Source organism: Serratia sp. CY55921, from assembly GCF_052167655.1.
Taxonomy (GTDB): domain Bacteria; phylum Pseudomonadota; class Gammaproteobacteria; order Enterobacterales; family Enterobacteriaceae; genus Serratia; species Serratia ureilytica.
The window spans coordinates 1,680,609-1,701,293 of record NZ_JBJNMU010000001.1 but is presented as its reverse complement, the minus strand read 5'-3'; the positions used below and the strand labels follow the sequence as shown (position 1 = coordinate 1,701,293).

Annotated in this window: 24 protein-coding genes; 14 read left to right on the top strand and 10 right to left on the bottom strand. The window is 52.4% G+C overall.

Annotation, left to right across the window (positions count from 1 at the left end):
- A complete protein-coding gene (locus ACJ8M3_RS08135) occupies positions 1–1,512 on the top strand; it encodes a hypothetical protein (protein WP_164120316.1) in 1,512 nt (503 codons plus the stop codon).
- Positions 1,513–1,514: 2 nt separating this feature from the next.
- Positions 1,515–2,072, top strand: coding sequence for a tail fiber assembly protein (locus ACJ8M3_RS08130; protein WP_122004116.1), 558 nt, complete (start codon positions 1,515–1,517; stop codon positions 2,070–2,072).
- Positions 2,073–2,085: 13 nt separating this feature from the next.
- On the opposite strand, the gene ACJ8M3_RS08125 is transcribed toward ACJ8M3_RS08130, so the two are convergent.
- Genes ACJ8M3_RS08125 through ACJ8M3_RS08115 form a run of 3 tightly spaced genes read right to left on the bottom strand, consistent with a single transcriptional unit; the run spans position 2,086 to position 4,806 of the window.
- The gene (locus ACJ8M3_RS08125; RefSeq protein ID WP_308341384.1) at positions 2,086–3,540 is read right to left on the bottom strand and encodes a glucosyltransferase domain-containing protein; all 1,455 of its coding nucleotides are present in this window, start codon (positions 3,538–3,540) and stop codon (positions 2,086–2,088) included.
- A 1-nt stretch (position 3,541) separates the two neighbouring features.
- Complete coding sequence (locus ACJ8M3_RS08120) at positions 3,542–4,453, bottom strand: glycosyltransferase family 2 protein (protein ID WP_060447306.1); 912 nt, start codon at positions 4,451–4,453, stop codon at positions 3,542–3,544.
- Entirely contained in the window at positions 4,450–4,806 is a 357-nt protein-coding gene (locus ACJ8M3_RS08115; protein WP_072271515.1) for a GtrA family protein, read from the bottom strand. Before ACJ8M3_RS08115 ends, ACJ8M3_RS08120 begins: the two co-directional genes overlap by 4 nt.
- 449 nt (positions 4,807–5,255) lie before the next feature.
- On the opposite strand from ACJ8M3_RS08115, the gene umuD reads away from it, so the two are divergent.
- The 3 genes from umuD to ACJ8M3_RS08100 all read left to right on the top strand — a co-directional run bounded on the left by umuD (position 5,256) and on the right by ACJ8M3_RS08100 (position 7,794).
- Positions 5,256–5,678 (top strand): translesion error-prone DNA polymerase V autoproteolytic subunit, encoded by a 423-nt coding sequence (umuD, locus tag ACJ8M3_RS08110; protein WP_308341385.1) that lies wholly within the window; start codon positions 5,256–5,258, stop codon positions 5,676–5,678.
- Positions 5,678–6,946 carry a translesion error-prone DNA polymerase V subunit UmuC gene (umuC, locus tag ACJ8M3_RS08105; protein WP_077038991.1) on the top strand — a complete coding sequence of 423 codons (1,269 nt, stop codon included), beginning with the start codon at positions 5,678–5,680 and terminating at the stop codon, positions 6,944–6,946. Before umuD ends, umuC begins: the two co-directional genes overlap by 1 nt.
- Before the next feature lie 443 nt (positions 6,947–7,389).
- Positions 7,390–7,794, top strand: a complete 405-nt coding sequence (locus ACJ8M3_RS08100) for a hypothetical protein (RefSeq protein WP_089196931.1) — start codon at positions 7,390–7,392, stop codon at positions 7,792–7,794.
- Here ACJ8M3_RS08100 and ACJ8M3_RS08095 read toward each other — a convergent pair.
- Both ACJ8M3_RS08095 and ACJ8M3_RS08090 read right to left on the bottom strand, forming a co-directional pair.
- On the bottom strand, positions 7,791–8,009 hold the full coding sequence (locus tag ACJ8M3_RS08095; RefSeq protein WP_004940942.1) for a hypothetical protein: 219 nt from the start codon (positions 8,007–8,009) through the stop codon (positions 7,791–7,793). The genes ACJ8M3_RS08100 and ACJ8M3_RS08095 overlap by 4 nt on opposite strands.
- Before the next feature lie 74 nt (positions 8,010–8,083).
- The gene (locus tag ACJ8M3_RS08090; RefSeq protein WP_033642719.1) at positions 8,084–8,428 is read right to left on the bottom strand and encodes a hypothetical protein; all 345 of its coding nucleotides are present in this window, start codon (positions 8,426–8,428) and stop codon (positions 8,084–8,086) included.
- A gap of 248 nt (positions 8,429–8,676) precedes the next feature.
- Between ACJ8M3_RS08090 and ACJ8M3_RS08085 the strand changes: the two genes are divergently transcribed.
- A complete protein-coding gene (locus tag ACJ8M3_RS08085; RefSeq protein WP_089196932.1) occupies positions 8,677–9,027 on the top strand; it encodes a DUF4377 domain-containing protein in 351 nt (116 codons plus the stop codon).
- A gap of 50 nt (positions 9,028–9,077) precedes the next feature.
- Here the strand turns inward: ACJ8M3_RS08085 and ACJ8M3_RS08080 are convergent, their stop codons facing one another.
- Together ACJ8M3_RS08080 and ACJ8M3_RS08075 are read right to left on the bottom strand one after the other, a co-directional pair.
- A complete protein-coding gene (locus tag ACJ8M3_RS08080; RefSeq protein WP_016928136.1) occupies positions 9,078–9,380 on the bottom strand; it encodes a hypothetical protein in 303 nt (100 codons plus the stop codon).
- Positions 9,380–10,156, bottom strand: coding sequence for a DUF4225 domain-containing protein (locus ACJ8M3_RS08075; RefSeq protein ID WP_157993238.1), 777 nt, complete (start codon positions 10,154–10,156; stop codon positions 9,380–9,382). The genes ACJ8M3_RS08080 and ACJ8M3_RS08075 overlap by 1 nt, the downstream gene beginning before the upstream one ends.
- A 276-nt stretch (positions 10,157–10,432) precedes the next feature.
- Here ACJ8M3_RS08075 and fabV point away from each other — a divergent pair, with 276 nt between their 5' ends.
- From fabV to ACJ8M3_RS08045, 6 genes are all read left to right on the top strand, one after another.
- Positions 10,433–11,632, top strand: coding sequence for an enoyl-ACP reductase FabV (gene fabV / locus ACJ8M3_RS08070; protein WP_033642722.1), 1,200 nt, complete (start codon positions 10,433–10,435; stop codon positions 11,630–11,632).
- A 156-nt stretch (positions 11,633–11,788) separates the two neighbouring features.
- Positions 11,789–12,352: a DUF2975 domain-containing protein gene (locus tag ACJ8M3_RS08065; RefSeq protein WP_033642723.1), complete on the top strand. Its 564-nt coding sequence runs from the start codon at positions 11,789–11,791 to the stop codon at positions 12,350–12,352.
- 7 nt (positions 12,353–12,359) lie between these two features.
- The gene (locus tag ACJ8M3_RS08060; RefSeq protein WP_025302459.1) at positions 12,360–12,575 is read left to right on the top strand and encodes a helix-turn-helix domain-containing protein; all 216 of its coding nucleotides are present in this window, start codon (positions 12,360–12,362) and stop codon (positions 12,573–12,575) included.
- Positions 12,576–13,212: 637 nt separating this feature from the next.
- Positions 13,213–13,512 carry a hypothetical protein gene (locus ACJ8M3_RS08055; RefSeq protein WP_089196934.1) on the top strand — a complete coding sequence of 100 codons (300 nt, stop codon included), beginning with the start codon at positions 13,213–13,215 and terminating at the stop codon, positions 13,510–13,512.
- Positions 13,513–13,573: 61 nt separating this feature from the next.
- The gene (locus ACJ8M3_RS08050; RefSeq protein WP_089196935.1) at positions 13,574–13,999 is read left to right on the top strand and encodes a hypothetical protein; all 426 of its coding nucleotides are present in this window, start codon (positions 13,574–13,576) and stop codon (positions 13,997–13,999) included.
- A 33-nt stretch (positions 14,000–14,032) separates the two neighbouring features.
- Complete coding sequence (locus tag ACJ8M3_RS08045; protein WP_047575793.1) at positions 14,033–14,368, top strand: hypothetical protein; 336 nt, start codon at positions 14,033–14,035, stop codon at positions 14,366–14,368.
- Positions 14,369–14,405: 37 nt separating this feature from the next.
- Here the strand turns inward: ACJ8M3_RS08045 and dcuR are convergent, their stop codons facing one another.
- From dcuR to ACJ8M3_RS08030, 3 genes are all read right to left on the bottom strand, one after another.
- Positions 14,406–15,125 carry a two-component system response regulator DcuR gene (dcuR, locus tag ACJ8M3_RS08040; RefSeq protein WP_033642727.1) on the bottom strand — a complete coding sequence of 240 codons (720 nt, stop codon included), beginning with the start codon at positions 15,123–15,125 and terminating at the stop codon, positions 14,406–14,408.
- Positions 15,118–16,731, bottom strand: a complete 1,614-nt coding sequence (locus ACJ8M3_RS08035; RefSeq protein ID WP_089196936.1) for a sensor histidine kinase — start codon at positions 16,729–16,731, stop codon at positions 15,118–15,120. The genes dcuR and ACJ8M3_RS08035 overlap by 8 nt, the downstream gene beginning before the upstream one ends.
- Positions 16,732–16,856: 125 nt before the next feature.
- The gene (locus ACJ8M3_RS08030) at positions 16,857–17,699 is read right to left on the bottom strand and encodes a class I fructose-bisphosphate aldolase (RefSeq protein ID WP_033642729.1); all 843 of its coding nucleotides are present in this window, start codon (positions 17,697–17,699) and stop codon (positions 16,857–16,859) included.
- A gap of 496 nt (positions 17,700–18,195) precedes the next feature.
- On the opposite strand from ACJ8M3_RS08030, the gene ACJ8M3_RS08025 reads away from it, so the two are divergent.
- Together ACJ8M3_RS08025 and ACJ8M3_RS08020 are read left to right on the top strand one after the other, a co-directional pair.
- Positions 18,196–19,125, top strand: a complete 930-nt coding sequence (locus tag ACJ8M3_RS08025) for a sugar ABC transporter substrate-binding protein (RefSeq protein ID WP_033652022.1) — start codon at positions 18,196–18,198, stop codon at positions 19,123–19,125.
- 75 nt (positions 19,126–19,200) lie between these two features.
- Positions 19,201–20,685 (top strand): sugar ABC transporter ATP-binding protein, encoded by a 1,485-nt coding sequence (locus ACJ8M3_RS08020; protein ID WP_033642731.1) that lies wholly within the window; start codon positions 19,201–19,203, stop codon positions 20,683–20,685.

Sequence of the window (20,685 nt, the reverse complement as noted above, 5' to 3'; positions counted from 1 at the left end):
ATGAAACTGACAGATAAACCGCGTCAGATTGTAGTGCCGTTCGCCAGCGGTACTGCTGACAAAAACACGATCCCCAATAACGCCACGCAGGAAACCAAGGAAAAGGGCAAAGCTGCCTATGACTCTGGCTTTCCGCCACTCACAATGACAGCGATCGCGGCCGGCGGTATCCCGCCGCACGGGAAGGATTTTAACGGACTGCTGAACGACATCACTGCGGCAATTCGTTTTTCTCAAGCCGGCGGTCAGTATACCTTTGATTCCGCTTTTGCTCAGGCTATCGGCGGATATGCAAAAGGCGCGACGGTATTAAGCGCTGACGGCTCGAAAATCTGGTGGAATACCGTTGATTCAAACACCACGGATCCGGACGGCGCCAGTGCAGCGGGCTGGAAAAATCTGTTGGCGGATCCCAATGGGCTGTTTCTTCAAAAGTCACAAAACTTGGCGGATTTACAAAATAAAGCGGAGGGCCGGAAAAACCTTGAGCTCGGTACTGCTGCGACAAAAAACGTCGGCACTGGCAGTGGTAATGTTATGGAAATGGGCACGGCGGGTTTGGGTGTCGGGCCAATAGCCAAAAGCGACGCTTACAGTAACATCGCGCAGTTTTACCGCGTAAATGCCTCGGCAGCTAATAAGCCCCCAGCGGTGTCCGGGAACGTATCAGCTGGCGTTGTATGCTTGCCTATGGATGCCGCACCGTCCTCAGGCTACGTTGCTGTTGTTGGCGGTAATATGGCTGCGTATGTTGGTGTTTCTCAAGCAGAGGCTGGTGGGATTACCTGGGCGAGAATTTATACCGATAAGTTTAAACCTACTGCTGCTGATATTAATGCTGTTGCTAAGACTGGCGACACTATGACGGGACAATTGTTTTCCCCCGCTATTTCCACAACGCCAGGAGCAATTCCGTGGGGAGCTGGGCCATTTTCCGAACAGTTGAACAATCAGGCGCCATTCTTTCAGCCTAATTGGCAATGGCCTGTAACATCAGGCGGTGTTTATGTGCCAATAGTTAAAGGGGTGTCAACTCGACAAGGGCAAGGCTATCCAACTGCAGTGAGTTTTGGATATTTGCTCAGTGGTACGCCAAGCTTTGCACAAGCCTGCATCCATGCAAAGGGCGATAATACAGATGTAAATTGGCGATTTGACGCAAATGGCGGGAACTTTTATTGTCCAGGCGGAGTTTATGCAAATAATGCTATTTTTCATGTCGACGGTAATATTACCGGTAATATCTGGGGTGGGTATCTTAGTAACTGGCTGAATCAAAATATATCAAATGCGCAAAATAACGCTCAAAACTGGGCTTATCAAAATCTTGTCCAAAACGTCAGGCTCACTGGACGAATTAACCAGCCTGATACTGGGGGGCAAGTTAGAGCTCCTGACGGTTGCGTGTTTACTGGTATGTCTGGGGCCAACTATAACCCATCTATTTGGGCTTCTTATTCATATGTCCAAGTTTTAATTAATGGTTCTTGGCGAAATATAGGGACTTCTTAATCATGGTTAAATTTGAAAACTTTGCTATTTACAAGCCTGATTTTAAATCCACCGAAGAGAATGAGCCAGCATATAGACCTGATATTCTTTACGCCAGAGATAAAAATGGGCGAGACTGGTACGCCTGTCAGGCGGATTTTAGTCCAGACACGCTGAAGGTCATGTATGACGAGAATGGCATTATCGTCTGTATATCAAAAGACGTCACAGCAATTTTCCCTCCTGGTTTCTCAGTAGCAGAGGTGGCGATTAGCGAAACCCCACCTGAAGCGTGCAACGATATGACGTGGGTATATCGTGACGGAAGGGTGATTAAGCGCACCTACAGCTCTGCTGAAAAACGCAAGATGTTACAGGGGGAGAAAGAACGTCGTATCGCACGTGTTAACCACGTTACGCAAACCCTCAATAGCAAGTTGCTATTGGGTATGGCTACCGATGAAGAGAAAGCCAAATTGCGGGTATGGATGGACTACGTTAACGAGATCGAGAAGATCAGCGATGACACAGATCTTGAAAAAATCGTGTGGCCGGAACCAAAAATAAAGCCCTCATGGTAGAGGGCTGAATAGGTCAATTATTATCCGTTCCCAATGATACAATGGCTGTATTACCTGAAATGAACAGAGAATATTCCTTATTAGTTGAGATTGGTTTAATCCCACTGCTAATCATACGAGAAAGCACATTTTTATTGTTTTGTTCATCTCCATAACCATGCAGAGTCTGCGGGAACCCTTTGTTAATTAGTTGAAAAGAGGCTAAAAACTCAGATGCAGGGCTAAGGAAATAGCCTATTAATGGTTTGTTGTCCACTAACAATTTAGCCCTTTCATTTATATTGACCTGGCCAACTGTTCCGATGGTGGTAATTTCATTATGAGTGAGCAAGTCACGACTGATCATGTTAAAAATAAAATCTTCATACTCGCGCTGTGATTTAATGGCACTGCCTAATTGTGCGCTGAATGCAATTGCTGTAATAACAGGAATTAGTGATAAATATTTCATTTTTGGTAAAAAATAAACAATGGGAATCGAAATTAAAACAAGACACGCTGAGAAGGAAACTAAAGTCCTGGGGAATACCGGAGCATCTTTAAGAAATATGGTTGGCCCCATCAGTGAAACTAAAAATATAATTAGGGAAATAACCAAATAAAGGCTGAATGATAATATTGATTTTTTCTTATGGCGATTTGCAAACAAAATGAAAATCAAGCCAGCAACAACTGGAATCAAAAAATAAATATAAACCGGGCCATAGAAATATGATAGCACCATGTTTTTTAATGAACTAAGCGTAGAGGCTAAATGCTCTAGCCCTTCAGTATTAGCTGATATGATCTCTGCGCGTGAATTACTTTTTGCAGCAAAGAATAACATGTAAACCATGTAAAAAGAGACGAATAAGGCTGTTTTTTTAAGTATTCTTCTTATAATGTCAGTGGCTTTACAGTCATTTTTTACTGCTGCGATCATTACGTCTACAGCAAGTAAACCAATAAATACATTTGCGCATGGTTGGTATATGGTTAAAGATAGTACGCCAGCGAAAAGTTTTACTAAAGTTTGTCTGGTAGGATTACTGGCTGTATAGGTATAAGCCATAACCGCTAGGAAAAAAGCAATGGACATGCCTAAAGAGTCATATCTGTAAGCGATATTTTGCAGCATGAATGGATTAAAAATTAGAAGAGCCGAAACTAATTTGTGTGAAGGAACTTCTAACCTCGATAAATGATCGCTAAGTAAAAGCGATGCCCCACCGATAAACAAGCAGGAAGCAATCATAGTATAGGGGTATAGATCAAGGTTATAGTGGCCACTGGCGGATAAAACTTTCATGAGAATATCTGCAACAGGCCGACCTAATCCTCTCCATCCATACTGACCAGTTATGGCTCTATCTAGATCATCCCTATAAAAAACACCAGCTTGGATTAATGGATAAATAAAAAGAAGAGCAATCCCTGAGTAAAGGAGCAGTGCTTTTTTGTCGATTTTACAAAACATTTTAATTCTCATCTCACTTCTTTATTATATAGCGTGGGCGACGTTTGGTTTCAATGTATATTCTACCAATATATTCCCCAAGCACTCCGATTCCTATAAGCTGTACACCGCCAAGGAAAAGAATGGAAACAATAATTGAAGGGTAGCCAGCTACCGGGTTGCCCCAAATAACCTTATCTATGATCATCCATGCGCCATACATGAAGGAAATTGCAGCAACAAAAAATCCAATGTAAGCCCAAACACGAAGAGGGAAGGTGGAAAAACTTGTAATTCCCTCTATTGCCAAATTCCAAAGCTTCCAGCCATTAAATTTGCTGGTTCCTGCGACTCGCTCGGCTCTAGAGTATTCAACAATTTCAACATTTCCGCCAACCCAGCTAAGGATACCTTTCATAAATAGGTTTCTCTCTGGAAGTAATTTAATGCTTTCTACCACTTCCCTGGTCATCAGCCTAAAATCACCTACATTCTCTTCTATGGCCGGTTTACTTATTTTATTGTGTACTCGATAAAACCATTCTGCTGTTTTTCTCTTCATTCGGCCATCGCATTGCCTATCCATACGTTTAGCCAACACCACGTCTGCACCATCTTGCCACTTATTCAATAATAGTGGGATAACATCAATTGGATCTTGAAGGTCAACGTCAATTGGGATAATAGCATCACCGGTAGCGGCTTCCAAACCAGCAAATAATGCAGGTTCTTTCCCGAAATTCCTGGAAAAATTTATCGATTTAACATTTTGATCATCATTAGATAAGGAAGACAGTATTTCTTCCGTTCTATCTGAGCTACCATCGTTGACGAAAACGATCTCTACATCTATATGCTGAAAAGGTTTAAACTGACGCACAGATTGGTAGAATAGAGGAATTGCTTCTTCCTCGTTGAATACGGGAACTACAAGTGAAATTTTCATTTATCTTCCCTGAAGACAACTAACTTAGAATAAATGAAGCCACAGATTAGGCTGATCACTGAAAAAGTAACGAGAGTTACAATTGGGTTTGCATGTAGCGTATCTGCTGCCCAACCGACAGAGAATGCCATACCTCCCATAAACAACACATACACCATATAGCGGTAAGTTGTAGCTTGTGCCTTGAACGTCCACTTGGCGTTAGCAAAGAACGAAACGGTTACAGCGATGCCAAAAGCGACAACATTTGAAACTGATTGTGAGAAACCGCTAAAGAGCATGAGCCCAAAAACAGCCCAGTGAGCCAGGGTATTCATTACCCCTACAGATGCATAACGTATAAAAGTATTCAATGCGTAAAATTCTTAAATGTTGGTTTGCTATATTCTGCCATCGCATGATATTGATGGCAAAATTTTCTAGCCCATCAAGATGATAAGTAAGCACAATCACTATCGTTGGGGCATGGTGACGTACTGTAGTAACAACGTATGACTCCCAGCACGCCGTCCGTCAGCGTTGCCTCACGCCACCTGATAGTTGGGTTCTGGCGCTCCTCTCAGACTGATATCTCAAGGGATAATGTCGCGATAAACATCAGCACAGTGTTCTACTTGTGGATGCGAAAACGCGCTGAAGGTCGAACTTCGATCGTGAGTTGTAGCCTGGAGGGAACTCGGCCATTCATCGAAACTATCTTTCTTTACCGATCAATATCCTACCTTTCTAACAAAAATCCGAACTTTCCCCCGTCAAAATCTTGCGCATATACTGTATAAAAACACAGTAACAAGGCAACATTATGACTTTCTTTTATCCAACACCAAACCCAACCAAGCTCAAAATCCCGCTTTTCGCCGACAAGGTGCCGGCGGGGTTTCCCAGTCCTGCAGCAGATTACGTCAGTTCGCGCATCGATCTGAACGAGTACTGCATCAGCCATCCCAATGCGACCTATTTTCTCTATGCGACAGGTGAATCCATGCTTGAGGCAGGGATCACTGAGGGCTCTATGCTTGTTGTTGACCGCAGCATCAGTCCGGCCCATGGAGATATTGTTATTGCCAGCATAGCCGGCGAGTTCACCGTGAAGCGTCTCTGTTTGCATCCTCGCGCGCAATTGGAACCCATGAACCCGAAGTATGAGCCGATCCTGCTTCATGATGGCGGTGACGATCTGGAGGTGATGGGCGTTGTTGTGTCTTCGATAACGAGGCTCAAGTGATGTACGCGCTTGCTGATGTGAACAGCTTCTACGCGAGCTGCGAAACGTTGTGGCGCCCAGATCTGCGAGGGCGTCCTGTCGTCGTTCTGTCGAATAATGACGGATGCGTCGTAGCCAGGAGCAAGGAAGCGAAGGCGTTAGGGTTAAAGATGGGAGAACCCTATTTCAAAATTAAGCGGGAATTTGAGCGCGCAGGGGGCATCGCGTTCAGCAGCAACTATGAGCTATACGCCGACATGTCTCAGCGTGTGATGGCTGTTTTAGAAGAGATGGCGCCACGCGTAGAAGTGTATTCAATTGACGAAAGTTTTCTTGATCTGACTGGAGTTCGTAACTGCATTGATCTGGATACTTTCGGCCGCCAGGTGAGGGCCAAGGTACTGCGCAACACTGGGCTAACTGTAGGCGTTGGCATTGCCCAAACCAAGACGTTAGCCAAGCTGGCAAACTTCGCGGCGAAGAAGTGGGACAAGACTGGCGGAGTAGTGGATCTGTCCAATGAAGGGCGCCAGCGCAAATTGATGGGCCTCGTGCCTGTCGATGAGGTCTGGGGTATCGGACGCCGGATATCGAAAAAGCTCAACATGATGGGTATAGAAACGGCACTACAACTGGCCGATGCAAGCACTACGATGATCCGCAAGCATTTCAGCGTTGTGATAGAGCGAACCGTCCGCGAGCTACGTGGTCAGCCTTGTCTCGAGCTGGAGGAGTTTGCGCCGACAAAACAACAGATCATCTGCAGCCGCAGCTTCGGAGATCGGATAACCGATTATGACCAGATGCATCAGGCTATTTGCATGTACGCGACGCGTGCAGCGGAGAAGCTGAGGGAGGAGCATCAGTATTGCCGGCATGTTAGCGCGTGGCTCAAAACCAGCCCATTTGCCATCAATGAGGAATACTACGGCAATACTGCAAGCATAAAACTGAGCGTACCCACACAGGATACTCGCGATATTATTGCCGCGGCTATGCGTTGCCTTGATGCGATTTGGCAACCCGGTCATCGGTATCAAAAAGGCGGGGTGATGCTGCAGGATTTTTACAGTCAGGGCGTGGCTCAGTTGGGGTTGTTCGATGAGTACAAACCACGGCATAACAGCGAACAACTGATGGGGGTGCTTGATCGGATTAATAACTCGGGGAAGGCAAAACTGTGGTTCGCAGGACAAGGGGCGCATCAGGTGTGGTCAATGAAGCGTGAGCTACTGTCGCCGGCATACACGACACGGCTGAGTGATCTGCCGCGTGCGCGAGTATATTAGCGTTTGTGATTGAGAGTTTTAGTACCTAAATTATTCCGAATTGCTCCGAGGGTTCTGGTAACTATCTGAAATTAAAAGCATGGAATGCAAGGTATAGCAAGGGATTGCAAAGACCGAAAGGTTGATAAGGCGTTGTTAAAAAAGGATATTTTCATTCTTCTTCGTATAAAGGAATCGTATTCGGTCTTTTTTTGTGTGATTGATTTATAAGTAAATTTCACCTAAGACGCCAGCAACAATCCCCGTTTCTCTTTTCGCGTCACAGCCATCAGCCCGAGCTCCCGTCTCACTCCCCAACCGCACCTATCGCTAATTTGACCGCACCAAAAGTCATTACGTCATCTATGGCGCTGATAAGCTTCGGCCATTGCTCCCATCAACGGTTTCGAGAGTGTCATTATGGGAAATATCCCGGCATCAGGCGCTATAAAAGGTAATCCGCAGTGAACGAGCAACTGAGTCAATTAAAGATGATGTTGCCCGGCTATCTCGAGGCGTGGCGTGAGGGGGCCTTACCCTCTGACTGGGAGCAGGTGGCTAATCCTGAAGTGATCGCCGCCCTGTTGGCGGAGTGGGAGGCGCTCAGCGAGTTGGCCTCTCGGTTCGACACCGCCACTGAAACACGCGCCGATGCCACCGCGTTTTGGCATGCGCGCGCCGAGCTGATGGCGCAGCGCAATCGTGGTCTTATGGCCCAACTGGCGACGCCAATCCGTTTGCCCAGCGCACGGGTGGCCTTTTTTGGCTATGTGAAAACGGCCGTGATGGACGCCAGGCAGGTTAAGGCGGCGATTCGCGATGCCGGTTTTATCGTTGCGGGCGGCGCTCCCAATAAGAACACGGTTTAACGCGGTTTCTTCTCAAATTTCTCGGCAAAAAAGAACCGCAGCAATTTATGGGTCCACAGCAGGATGGCGCCGACCACCACCAGCGAGACGACGAAATGCGACAGATTTTTAGGCGCGGCGTAGCCGTGGGTAAAGGAGACCCCCGCGCCGCTGAGCAGCAGGGTGGCGATCCAGAAGCCGAGCAGCAGGCATAAGGTACGAAACAGTTTAAACATGGTTATCACCAAAAATACGGAAAGCACCGACCGAACGGAGAGGCTCAGCCGGGGCTTTGATTAATTAAAACCGCTTAGCGCGAACAGGTATTGCCGCCTTTATTGCTATTGCAGTTGCTGCCGCTGTTTTTGTTGCCGCCTTTCCCCATGCCGACGTTGCCGCCGCCTTTGCTGCCTTCCTTGAAGCAGCCGCCGTTGAGCGCGCCCACCGCCAGGCCGCCAAGGCCGCCCAGAGAACCGGTGATCACGCCGTTAACGCAATCCGGCGAGGTGTGCTTGCCGTAGAATCCCTGATTGGATGACCCGCCCCCGTTCTTGTTGCCGCCGTTGTTGTTGACGCGGCCATTGCTGCCGCGGTTGTCGGCAAAGTTACCGGCACCGGCGATCAGGTGAAAGTGTTTGGCATCGATCTCTTGCATAAAATTCCCTCTTTATCGATTCAGTTAAATTCAGTAAAGCTTGCGCAAGCCAGCTGTTTTTAACAGAAAAAATAGCGGGGGTAATTACCGGTTCGGATAAGAATAGGGGGTTTATTTTGCGATATTTTCCAGACTGATAGAGCACCGAGGAATGATATTTTGGGCGTGTGGAACCGTATCGCTATCCGTTCTCTTGAGCCGGTTAATTTGTTAGCATGGCGCCCCTGGATGACTATTGGTGCAGTACATTGAAAATTAAAGCGTTGTTATTTGTTGCGTTGGCCGCGCTGGCCGGCTGCAGCCAGGAGGGAACCTCGATGAATCAGCCCGCAAACGAGAAAGGCGGCCAAACGGAAGTGTTGTTGGTCAACAGCTCGCTGGTGGACTGCGTGGGCGTCGGCCCGATGAAGTGCATGCAGGTGCGCCGCTCCGCGCAGCAGCCGTGGGAGTTGTTCTATACCGGCATCGAGGGTTTCACCTTCGAACCAGGCTATCAGTATCGGCTGAAAGTGCGCGTCACCCCGGTGGAGAACGTACCGGCCGACGCCTCATCGCTGCGTTACACGCTGATCGAGCAGTTGGAAAAGTACAAGGCGTAATGGATCTACCTTGTCACCACCAAATGGCGTTTCATTTGGTGGTGACGACTTCAGGAAAGTTTGTCTTTTTTCTTTCTTCTGGAGGATTCGAAAGTGGCGAAGGCATGTGCAAGAGCAAACCCCAACGCACAGTAGCGTAAAGGCCAATTTTCTTTGGTCCATGTTTCAGAGTCAGCAATAAACATCGCGTTGCCGTTGGCAAAAAGGGTAAATTGCCAGCAAAGGATTAAAAAACATATCGTAACCAGAACGACATAACCCTTGGAACCCAGAGGCGGTCTGAAGCCGTATTTCACGGCCAGACAGGCCGCGGCAGCGAGAGTAGAAAGAATATAATATAAAGTTGGTTCCATCACTGTTCCTGGCTGCCTTTATAAATGGAATTAAGGGTTGAGACATCTGCGCCACCTTCAAGCATCAAGCTGGTTCTTCCCATGTTTCTCCAACCGCGAATATAGTCTGTATTGATGTAGCGAAATAATCGCCAGGCTTCTGGTTTCAGCGACAGTTTTAGTAAACCATAGCCTGATAACAGTAAGTCTACGCCACCTAACGCCATGTCTGCTGCTGAATGGGAATAGCCTAGCGTTGAAGCCGCAGAACGGTACATCATTCGGCCTGGACCAATAGTATTCTTGCCAAATAACAGCGTATAACCGTTTTCGTAGACATTATTGATGCCATTGATTAAAAGTAACGTTCCTGGAATGGCTCCGACGCCAGTCCAATCCAAGCCCACGCCGAGTAAAATTTGTGCTATTCCCGAGAGGAAGCCAACGCCGGCTAACACGTAGGTCACTACGGCGTCATGACTGACTTTCTTTCTCATTACGGCATAAGGTGTCACGGCGTCAGTTCGCAATAAGCGCTCTTGCTCAGAAAGCGATTGATATTCTTGCTTCATTTCTCTCATTGCAACATTCGCCGCTTCACCTACTTGTTGGCATTTTTGCAATTTATCATTCACAAAGCAGTGCATCTCATGTCTGAAGGCATTACCGACTGTCCGATCTTTTAAAAAGTCCCTATTAACGCGCTCTGAGAGTTCTAAAAGCATACGTCCTTGTTGACGAGCCATCGTTTGCGAGTAGGTATTTAAACGTTCCTTTAGTAACAGTGGATTATCCATTTTTCTTTGTTCCTCCCTGGATTTCGACCGAAAAACAGCCACACCATAACGCAACGCCAGAAGCATGATCAACTTTTGCTGATTTTAAGAGGGAAGGCTTGAACGCGCTGAGGGTGCGAAGCGTGGCGCGTGGAGGCATCACGATGCGGAGTTGGGCAACCCTGATCCCTCGACTAAACTGGTCTGTTCACTGCGCTTGTTTTCGCACTTTCTTAAGTATATTGAGAAAATCAGGTATATTGTCCTTCGGTTTTTAGCTACCAAGAAAAAATTACTATGATTATCAAACCTAAAATTCGTGGTTTTATCTGCACCACCGCTCACCCGGCAGGCTGTGAAGCCAACGTCCGTGAGCAAATCGCCTACGTTAAGTCGCGCGGCGAACTGAAAAACGGGCCTAAAAAGGTGCTGGTCATTGGTGCATCCACCGGTTACGGTCTGGCCTCGCGCATCAATGCCGCTTTCGGCAGCGGTGCGGCCACCATCGGCGTATTTTTCGAGAAGCCTGGCAGCGAAGGCAAAACCGGTTCCGCCGGTTGGTACAACTCCGCCGGTTTCGACAAGGCAGCTAAAGAAGAAGGCCTGTACGCGAAAAGCATCAACGGTGACGCATTTTCCAACGAGTGCCGTCAGACCGTTATCGATCTGATCAAGAAAGACCTGGGTCAGGTTGACCTGGTGGTTTACTCGCTGGCTTCGCCGGTGCGTAAGATGCCGGAAACCGGCGAAGTGGTGCGTTCCGCACTGAAGCCGATCGGCGAGCCGTACAAATCCGTCGCGCTGGACACCAACAAAGACGTGCTGGTTGAGGCCGTGGTCGAGCCGGCCAACGAGCAAGAAATCGCCGACACCGTGAAGGTGATGGGCGGCCAGGACTGGCAGCTGTGGATGGACGCGCTGGACGAAGCGGGCGTGCTGGCGGATAACGCGCAGTCTGTCGCTTACTCCTACATCGGTACCGATCTGACCTGGCCAATCTATTGGCACGGTACGCTGGGCAAGGCGAAAGAAGATCTGGATCGCGCGGCGCACGCCATCAACCAGAAGCTGCAGGCCAAAGGCGGCGCGGCTTACGTTGCGGTGCTCAAGTCGGTGGTGACGCAGGCTTCTTCCGCCATTCCGGTGATGCCGCTGTATATCTCCATCGTGTTCAAGATCATGAAGGAGCAGGGCATTCACGAAGGCTGCATCGAGCAGATCCAGCGTCTGTTCGCCACCAAGCTGTACAGCGGTGCGGCGCCGGATACCGACGAGAAACACCGTCTGCGCCTGGATGACTGGGAACTGCGTGACGAAGTGCAGGAAACCTGCCGTGAAATCTGGAAGCAGCTGAACGACAGCAACATCAACGAACTGACCGATTACCAGGGCTACAAGGCGGAATTCCTGCGCCTGTTCGGCTTCGGTCTGCAGGGCGTTGATTACGATGCCGATCTGAGCGGCGAAGCCAACTTCGATGTGATCGAACTGGTCTAAGCGCGTCGAGCGGTCAAACAAGGTCGGGTTAGCCCGGCCTTTTTATTGTCCGCGCGTTGGCGACCACCGCCTGACTCATCAGTCCACTTGATCATTGACAGCAATAAATTATCGTTTTACGATAATTTATTGCTGTTGATTAAGGGATAGAAAATTATGGGCGCTGCGCCAAGGATCCATCTGCCGCTGTATGTGCGTTGTCTGTGTTTGCTCATTATGGCGATGCTGATCGTCAGCACCGGCGTTGAGATGTTCATCATCGTGCGGGACTGGCTGCAGGGCGTAGCCTATCGCGATATCGTCGCCTCTTACCGGGAATATTACCCGGAGCTGCTCGCCTACGCGATCCCGCAGCAACGCTGGGCGCTGTTCGCCACGCTGGTTATCGACATGCTCGGTTATTTGCCCTATTACAGCGCGCTGCTGTGCGGCGCCGGGCTGTTTTATCAATTCTTCCGCGGCAACGTGTGGCATCGTAACAATATGGTGCTGTTGCAGATCATTGGCATCTTGCTGATCGTAGATGTGTTGTTCCCGTCGTTAGCCGGTCTGCTGCAGGTAATGGTATTGACCGCCGATGAAAAAATGCTGTTTATCCTTTATTATGGCGTCAATAGCGAGTCGGTGCGCTCGCTGATCGTAGGCTGCGCAATCCTGGTATTTAGCCGGGTATTTCTGGAAGCGTTGCGGCTGAATGAAGAACAGCTTTCTTTCGTGTGAGAATAGAGTGGCAATAATCGTAAGTCTTGATGTCATGTTGGCCAAAAGGAAGATGCGTTCAAAGGAGCTGGCGGAGCAGGTGGGGATCACCGAGCAAAACCTGTCTCTGTTGAAAAACGGCAAGGTCAAGGGAGTCAGGCTGGAAACGCTGGACAAGATCTGCCGCATTCTCGACTGCCAGCCTGGAGATCTGCTGGCCTGGCAGCCGGACGGCGAAGAGTAAGATCCCAGCGCACTCGGAAGTGCGCTGAGCCTGCTGGCCCATTTCTGCGATTAGCGTTGTCTTATTGAACGATATTTGTTTGATTCAGGTTAATTAAAATAACGGGTGATTAACACTTGCGTATTCTTTTTGTCGCAGGCGATTGCATGCGGCGAAAGTTATTAAACTAAATAAACTCGTTTTTCATTTACCGTCACTACCAATAGCGTTATTTTAAGGGAAATAGTATGACATGGCGTAATTCTCTTCTGGCATTGTGTCTTGTATTAAACGGATGCAGTGCCATTCACCCCACTGTTTCATCCTCATCCTCCTCCACTCACTGGGGGAATTGGGGAACTCCGCAGCCCGCAACGCGAGAACAGAAACAGCGCATTATCGCCGGCGAATCCGCCGCTGCCGTGCTGAATGAAGGCCGGGTCGGTATCGGCGGTACGCTGGACTGGTCGAAAATAGGGGGGCGCTAACCGCCGCTCTTTATTCGGCGGGGCGGCAGACGTTATCTCAAAGATATTGTGGAACGGTTTATTATTAATTCGCTACTCTGTTTTTCCGATGCGTTATTTATCTTTAAACGATGAATCTCTGCTTGTTGAATATATATCAACATACCCAGACATCCTTACAGGAGTTTTCAATGGCAAAGCGTATTGTCGCCATGTTGATAATGTCGTTGTTGAGTCTGCAAGCAAATGCGGCCCGTTACGATCGGCAATGCGAGGGAATTTCTCCCGTGCTGTTTCAGAAGAAATTGAAAGAGCTGGCGCATGGCCTGCGACAAGAGATGGCTGAGCCGACCCCGCCCACGGAGAATGAGGCCGAAACCTTGGCGCGTCTGGCGGAATGCGATGCCGAAAACGCGAAAGCGCCGGCGACGGGAGGGCAACATGCGCCCGATTCCGCGGAGCCTCAGGTGTCTTCACTCAACGGCTGTTGAACGGTTCTCTGCGTCGTTTTTCGCGGCGCGCCCCAGTCGGCTTATTCATGGAGCTTGTGTATTGAAACTACCTTCGTTAATCGCTGCGGCGCTGGCGCTGCTGGCCTCATTTTGCAGTCAGGCGTTCATCGATCGCCATTCCTCGCCCGGCGTCTCGACGGAAAGTCCCTCTGCGGCGGGGTGTCCGGCGCGGCTGGATGGCTTGTTGCAGCATATTTGGTTGGCTGAACAGATTCAGGCGGAGCGCATGCAGCTGGCGCTGCTGCGTGCGGAGCGGGAAGCGTTGGAAATCCGGTTGCAAACGCAGGAAGCGGCGAGACCTTCCGGGCAGGGGCATCAGAGCGCCCGATCGGCCTGTGAGCAGGGTGCCGATATCGTCCGCTGCCTGTCGCTGCGTCTGCGGCGGACGTCTCTGACGGGGCCGCATCGGCCGTTTGTCGGCGTTTATTGCCGCGCCTGGCTGAATGGCCGGCCGCTGAATTGCTAAAGATGAGAACAGGGATTTGTCAGGAGTTTATCGATGAAGAGGCTAGTGTTGGCCGGCGTGGCCCTGTGTTGCGCCTGCTTTGCGCAGGCGCGGGTGGATTTGGAATACCACGCGGCGCCGCCGAAGGACAATAAAGTCCCCGAGGAGTACCAGAAAAAACGCAGCGCGCTGCGCCACAAGGTGTGGAATGTCGACAGCCTGACGCAGGCCAATGAGCAGGCGATCGCGCGTGAGCAGCAGCGCGAGGCCGCAGAAGCCGCCAAGCGGCAGCAGCGTCACCTGGAGCAGCAGCAGAAAAAGCGGCGCTGCCTGCGGATACACTCGAAAGATCCTCACCGCGAGGCGAGGTGTTACATGTACAACTTCTAGCTTTCAACGTCCGGGCGCTTGCAGCGCCCGGCGTCGTTTATGCCGGGCGGCAATGCTCTTTCAGCATGGCGATCGCGTCCGGCTTCAGCTGATACAGATAAACCGGGCGGCCCGTCGCGCCGTACAGAATGCGGGTGCCGAGAATGCCGCTTTCCGCCAGATAGATGAGGTACTTGCGGCAGGACACCCGCGAAATGCCGATGGCGTTGGCCAGGTTGTCGGTGGAGAATTCGCTGTCGTGCTGCTGTTCTATCCACTCGCAGACCGTGCTCAGGGTGATGCTGGTCAGGCCCTTCGGCAGCTTTTTGCTCTCCTGGCCGCCGGGCTGGCGGCGCAGCAGGCTGTCGACGTCGGCCTGCGAAAACTCGCGCTGCGCCAGCAGCTGCGACTGTTGTCGATAGTGGCTGAGCGCCTCTTTGAAGCGGCTGAACTGGAACGGCTTGATCAGGTAATCCACCACGCCGTAGTGCAGCGCCTTTTGCACCGTGTTCACATCGCTGGCGGAAGAGATGATGATCACATCGGTCTTCTCGCCGAGCTCGCGCAGGCCGGGCAGCAGATCCAGCCCGTTCTCCTGCTGCATGTAGATATCCAGCAGCACCAGATCGATGCTGACGCTGGCGTCGGCCAGCAGGGCGCGCGCCTGGCCCAGGGTGGCGACCGTCGCCTGGCAGTGAAAACCGCCGATCTGGCTCAGGTAATATTTGTTCAGCTCCGCCACCATCGGGTCGTCGTCGACAATCAGTACGTTAATCATGGGTTTCGCTCTTGGCCTGATAGGGAAGGTGCACGAAAAATTGGGTCAGCTCGCCCGGTTCGGACTCGACATCGATGCCGCCGCCCAGTTTCTCCAGATGGCTGCGGATCAGCGCCAGGCCGATGCCGCGTCCCGTTCCCTTGGTGGAAAATCCGTGTTCAAAGATGTGCGCGGCGATCGCCGGATCGATGCCGGGGCCGTCGTCGCTGACGATACAGTGTAATTGATCGTCGTGGTGATGGAAGCTCAGGCCGATCTCGTGGCCTTCAACGCCGTCGATGGCGTCGATGGCGTTTTCGATCAGGTTACCGAGCACGCTGATCAGCACGTGCGTGGTTTCCGCGTCGTCGGTTTCCGGCAGCAGGCTGGTTTCCTCGATGGTCAGTTCGATGCCGGCTTCGTGAGCGCGGCTGATCTTGCCGATGAAGAAGCCCGCCACTTCCGGCGAGTGGATCTTGCGCAGCAGTGCGCCGATCTCTTCCTGGTAGTTGCTGGCGGTATTGATGATGTAGTTTTCCAACTGCTGATAAGCCTTCATGTGCAGCATGCCGAGTATCACGTGCAGCTTGTTCATAAATTCGTGCGACTGCACCCGTAGGGCATCGGCGTAGTGCGCCATGCCGCTCAGGCGCTGCAGCAGCCGGCTGACCTCGGTCTTGTCGCGGAAGGTGGCGATGGCGCCGGTCACCTGGCCATTGACGATCACCGGCACGGTATTGGTCAGCAGTTCGCTGCCGTTGAAGCTGATCTGTCGATCGCGCAGCGGTTTGCCGCTGGCCAGCACTTCCGCCAGATGCAGCTGTGCCGGCCAATGCTTGCTGGCGGCGTCCAGCAGCAGGTTTTCCACCGGGCCGCTCTGGCGCAGCAGGCGCTTGGCCTCGTCGTTGACGATGGTGATGCGGGAATCATTATCGACCGCGATCACGCCTTCTTTAATCGACTGCAGCATGGCGTTGCGCTGCTCGAACAGGGTGGATATTTCGTAAGGCTCGAAACCCAGCATGATGCGTTTGAGCGCGGAGACCAGGAAAAAAGTGCCCAGGCTGCCGACCAGCGCGGCGAAGGCGATGGTCCAATAGATGATCCAGCGGCTTTCCGCCACCACCCGCTGCACGGTGTCCAGCGCGATGCCGAGCGCCACCACGCCGATTTGCCGCCGCTGCTCGTCATACACCGGCACGAACACCCGCAGCGCCGGGGCCAGCGTGCCGCGGTTGATGGCGCTGTTGACGTTGCCCTGCAGCGCCGGCGTCAGATCTTCGCCGATGAAATGTTTGCCGATCAGCCAGGGTTTGGGATGCGAATAGCGGATGCCCTGCATATCCACCACCACCACGAACAGCAGCTCGTTTTGATGGCGCACCTGCTCGGCGAAGCGCTGCACGGCGCCGCTTTGATCGCGTCGCTGCAGGCCGTCTATCACGGTGCTCGAGAGCGCCAGCGTGTTGGCGATAGCGATGGCTTTTTGCTGCAGCTGATCTTGCCCTTCGCGGCTCATCTGCACGAAAAACAGCGCGAACACCACCAGCAGCACCGAAGCGATGATGGCGGACACCATCAGCGTGATGGAGGTGCTCAGCTTGAGCGGCACCCGTTGTTTTGGCATGGCGGTTCTCCGAATGGCGATATCACGGCGTATTCTAGCGAGGAATGAGGCAAGCTGCAGTTACCGGCAGCAGGTTATAGCATGCTGCCGGGTCGCGAAGGGGTTATTTTAGTTACAAAAGCGGGTCACTGCTGGTGGTAGATCTCCAGCGCCTGTTGGCCGCTGGCGCCTTGATGGATGATCGCCATCAGGGCGCGCACCACCTGCGACGGATTGCTGTGTTGATAGACGTTGCGGCCATAGACCATGCCGGACGCGCCCTGGGCCATCAGCGCCGCGGATTTCTCCAGCACCGGGCCCAGCTCCCCCTTGCCGCCGCCGCGCACCAGCGTCGGGCAGCGCGCCGCTTCCACCACGCGGTGGAAATCTTCCACCCGTTCGGTCGGGTCGGCCTTGATGATGTCGGCACCCAGTTCGCGCGCCAGCCGCACCAGCGGCACGATCTTTTCCACGTCGCCGAGCGACCCGTAGGCGGCGCCCTGGCCGGCCGGGGCCATCACCAGCGGTTCGATCATCAGCGGCATGGCGTAGCGATCGCAGGCGTGGCGCAGGCGGCCGATGTTCTCTACGCACTGGCGGAAAATGCCGGGTTCATCCGGGATCATATACAGATTGACCACCACCGCGGCGGCGTCCATTTGCAGCGCGGCGAGGATCGGCGCTTCCGGGTTGTGCAACACCGCCCACATCTCACGGTGGCGCGCGGCGTTATAGGCGTTGCCGACGTCGGTGCGCATCACCAGCGCCGGCTTTTCGCGCTGCGGCGCGCGCTGCAGCAGCTCCGCCTGGCCGTAGTTGACCTGAATGGCGTCGGGGCGCGCGGCGATCAGGTTGCCCATCACCCGTTCGATATCTTCCAGACCGATTAAGAAATCCGGTTCGTTGGCGATGCCGTGATCGATCGCCACATCCAGGCACTTGCCGTTATTGAACAGGCGGTTCATCCGCACCTTACTGCTGAGCTGCATGTCAGGTCCTCCTGAGATAGGGATATGTCCATTATTGCCGAGTAAGGATGGTCGGGAAACGCGGAAACCGCAAACTGCGCGCCCGCTCGCAGTTTTTGCCGTCGCCCGGCGTGGCGCACGCGCGGGGCGCGTTACCCGATGGCTTTCACTGCATTTGTTAGATCCGTGTCATGTTTTTGTTAATAAGCCATTCCAAAACGCATGTTTCGCTTGTTTGGGTTAAAAAGTTTCAATAATCTCAATTATGAAATAAATATTTAAAAAAGCGGCGAAGACGCGGCTTGCTCTACCAGGGGTTTATTTCAATTGATTGTTTTTAATCTGTTTTGAGATATCGATCACCATTTTGTTCACGGCCTTAATACGGTGATAACGCGGTAATTTCGCCGTATCAAAGGGATAACACCGACCGTAATGTTGTTTGAATGTAAAAAATATCTTTCATTAGCTGTCAATCAACAGACCACTTCATTCTAACGATTAAAGGGTAACGAACATGAAGCTGAAGAAACTGATCGCCGCCTCCGTACTGATGTGCATGCTGCCGGCCAGCGTGTTGGCGAAAGACATCAAGATCGGCGTTTCCATGGCTTACTTCGATGACAACTTCCTCACCATTCTGCGCCAGTCGATGCAAAACAAAATGAAAGCCGACGGCAACGTCAGCGGCCAGTTCGAAGACGCCAAGGGCGACATCGCGCAGCAAATTCAACAAATCGAAAACTTCGTCAGCCAGGGCGTCGACGCCATCATCCTCAACCCGGTGGATACCCAGGGCGTCAAGCCGATGATCAAATTGGCCGAGAACGCCAAGATCCCGCTGGTGTTCGTCAACCGCAAGCCGGAAGTGACGCTCCCGGCCGGCATGGCCTATGTCGGCTCCGATTCCAAGCTGGCCGGCAAACTGCAGATGGAAGCGTTAGCCAAGCTGATGAACGGCAAGGGCAACGTGATGATCCTGATGGGGGAACTGTCGAATGAATCGACCCGCGACCGCACCCGCGGCGTGGAAGAGGTGGCGGCCAACTATCCCGGCATCAAGATTGTCGATAAGCAAACCGCCAAGTGGACGCGTAAAGATGCGGTGGATATCACCACTGACTGGGTGCTGACCGGCCAGCAGATCGACGCCATCGCCTCCAACAACGATGAAATGGCCATCGGCGCCATCCTGGCGCTCAAGCAGGCTAAAAAGTCCGGCGTGCGGGTGGCCGGCGTGGATGGCACGCCCGATGCGCTGGAATTCATCAGAAAAGGCGATCTGGCGCTGAGCGTGTTCCAGGACGCCAAAGGCCAGGGCGAAGGCGCGGTGCAAACCGCCGTTCAGTTGGTGAAAGGCGAGAAGGTGGAGAGCAACGTGCTGATCCCTTATCAGTTGATCACCCAGGCCAATTACCAGCAATTCGCCGATAAAAACAAAAAATAAGCCTTGAAGCCTGCCGCAGGCGCTCCACCTGAGCGCCCGCCGCAGAAAACGTGGGTCAGTGCGGAGGTAAGCGGTATGTACCCTTATGTTCTTGAGGCCGAAGGCATCAGCAAGCAGTTCCCCGGCGTCAAAGCGCTGGATAAGGTCTCGATTAAAATCAAACCCGGCAGCGTGCATGCGCTGATGGGCGAAAACGGCGCGGGCAAGTCGACGCTGATGAAATGCCTGATCGGCATCTATCACCCGGATGAGGGCTCGATCAAAATCAAAGGCCGGCCGGTGACCTTCAGCGACACGCTGCAGGCGCTGCATTCGGGCATTTCCATGATTCACCAGGAGCTGAACCTGGTGCCCTACATGACGGTGGCGGAAAACATCTGGCTGGGGCGTGAGCCGGCGCGGCTGGGGTTCGTCAACCACGAACAGCTGAATGAACAAACCCGCGAGCTGCTGGCGCGGCTGAACATCAAACTGCGGCCGGAAACGCTGGTGGGCGAACTGAGCATCGCCAGCCAGCAGATGGTGGAGATCGCCAAGGCCGTATCCTACAACGCCGACGTGCTGATCATGGATGAGCCGACCTCGGCGCTGACCGAAGGTGAAGTGGTGCACCTGTTCGCCATCATTCGCGAGCTGCGCGAGCAGGGCAAGGGCATCATTTACATCAGCCACAAGATGGACGAAATCTTCGCCATCACCGACGAAGTGAGCATTTTCCGCGACGGCACCTTCATCGCCTGCGACAAAACCGAAAATCTGACCAAACAGTCGCTGATCACCATGATGGTGGGGCGTGAGCTGACGCAGATGTTCCCCAAATTCAACAACAACATCGGCGAGGAAGTGCTGCGGGTGGCCGGGTTGCGCCGCAGCGGCTGGTTCCACGACGTCTCGTTCAGCGTCAAACGCGGCGAGATCCTCGGCGTCGCCGGGCTGGTGGGCGCCGGACGCAGCGAAGTGATGGAAAGCCTGTTCGGCATGCACCCGGCGGACGGCGGCGAGATCTTTATCGAAGGCCAGGCGGTGAAGGTGGATTCCCCGGCGAAGGCGATCGAGAGCGGGCTGGCGTTTCTCACCGAAGATCGCAAGAAGTCCGGCCTGTTTCTGGTGCTGTCGGTGGTCGAAAACATGAGCATCGTCAACCTGTCGGAATACATCGGCAAGAACGGCTTCGTCAGCCATGTGCAGATGGCCAAAGACTGCATGGCGCAGATCAAGAAGCTCAACATCAAAACGCCGACCATGGATCAGATCATCAATAACCTCAGCGGCGGCAACCAGCAGAAGGTGCTGATCGCGCGCTGGCTGCTGGCGCAGCCGAAAATCCTGATACTTGACGAACCGACGCGCGGCATCGACGTGGGAGCCAAAGCGGAAATCTACCGCCTGATCAGCGAGCTGGCCAACCGCGGCGTCGCCATCATTCTGGTGTCTTCCGAGCTGCCGGAGATCCTCGGCATGAGCGATCGGGTGATGGTGATGCACGGCGGCCGCATCACCGGCATTTTGGACAAAGACGACGCGGACCAGGAAAAGATCCTGGCGCTGGCCTCAGAATAA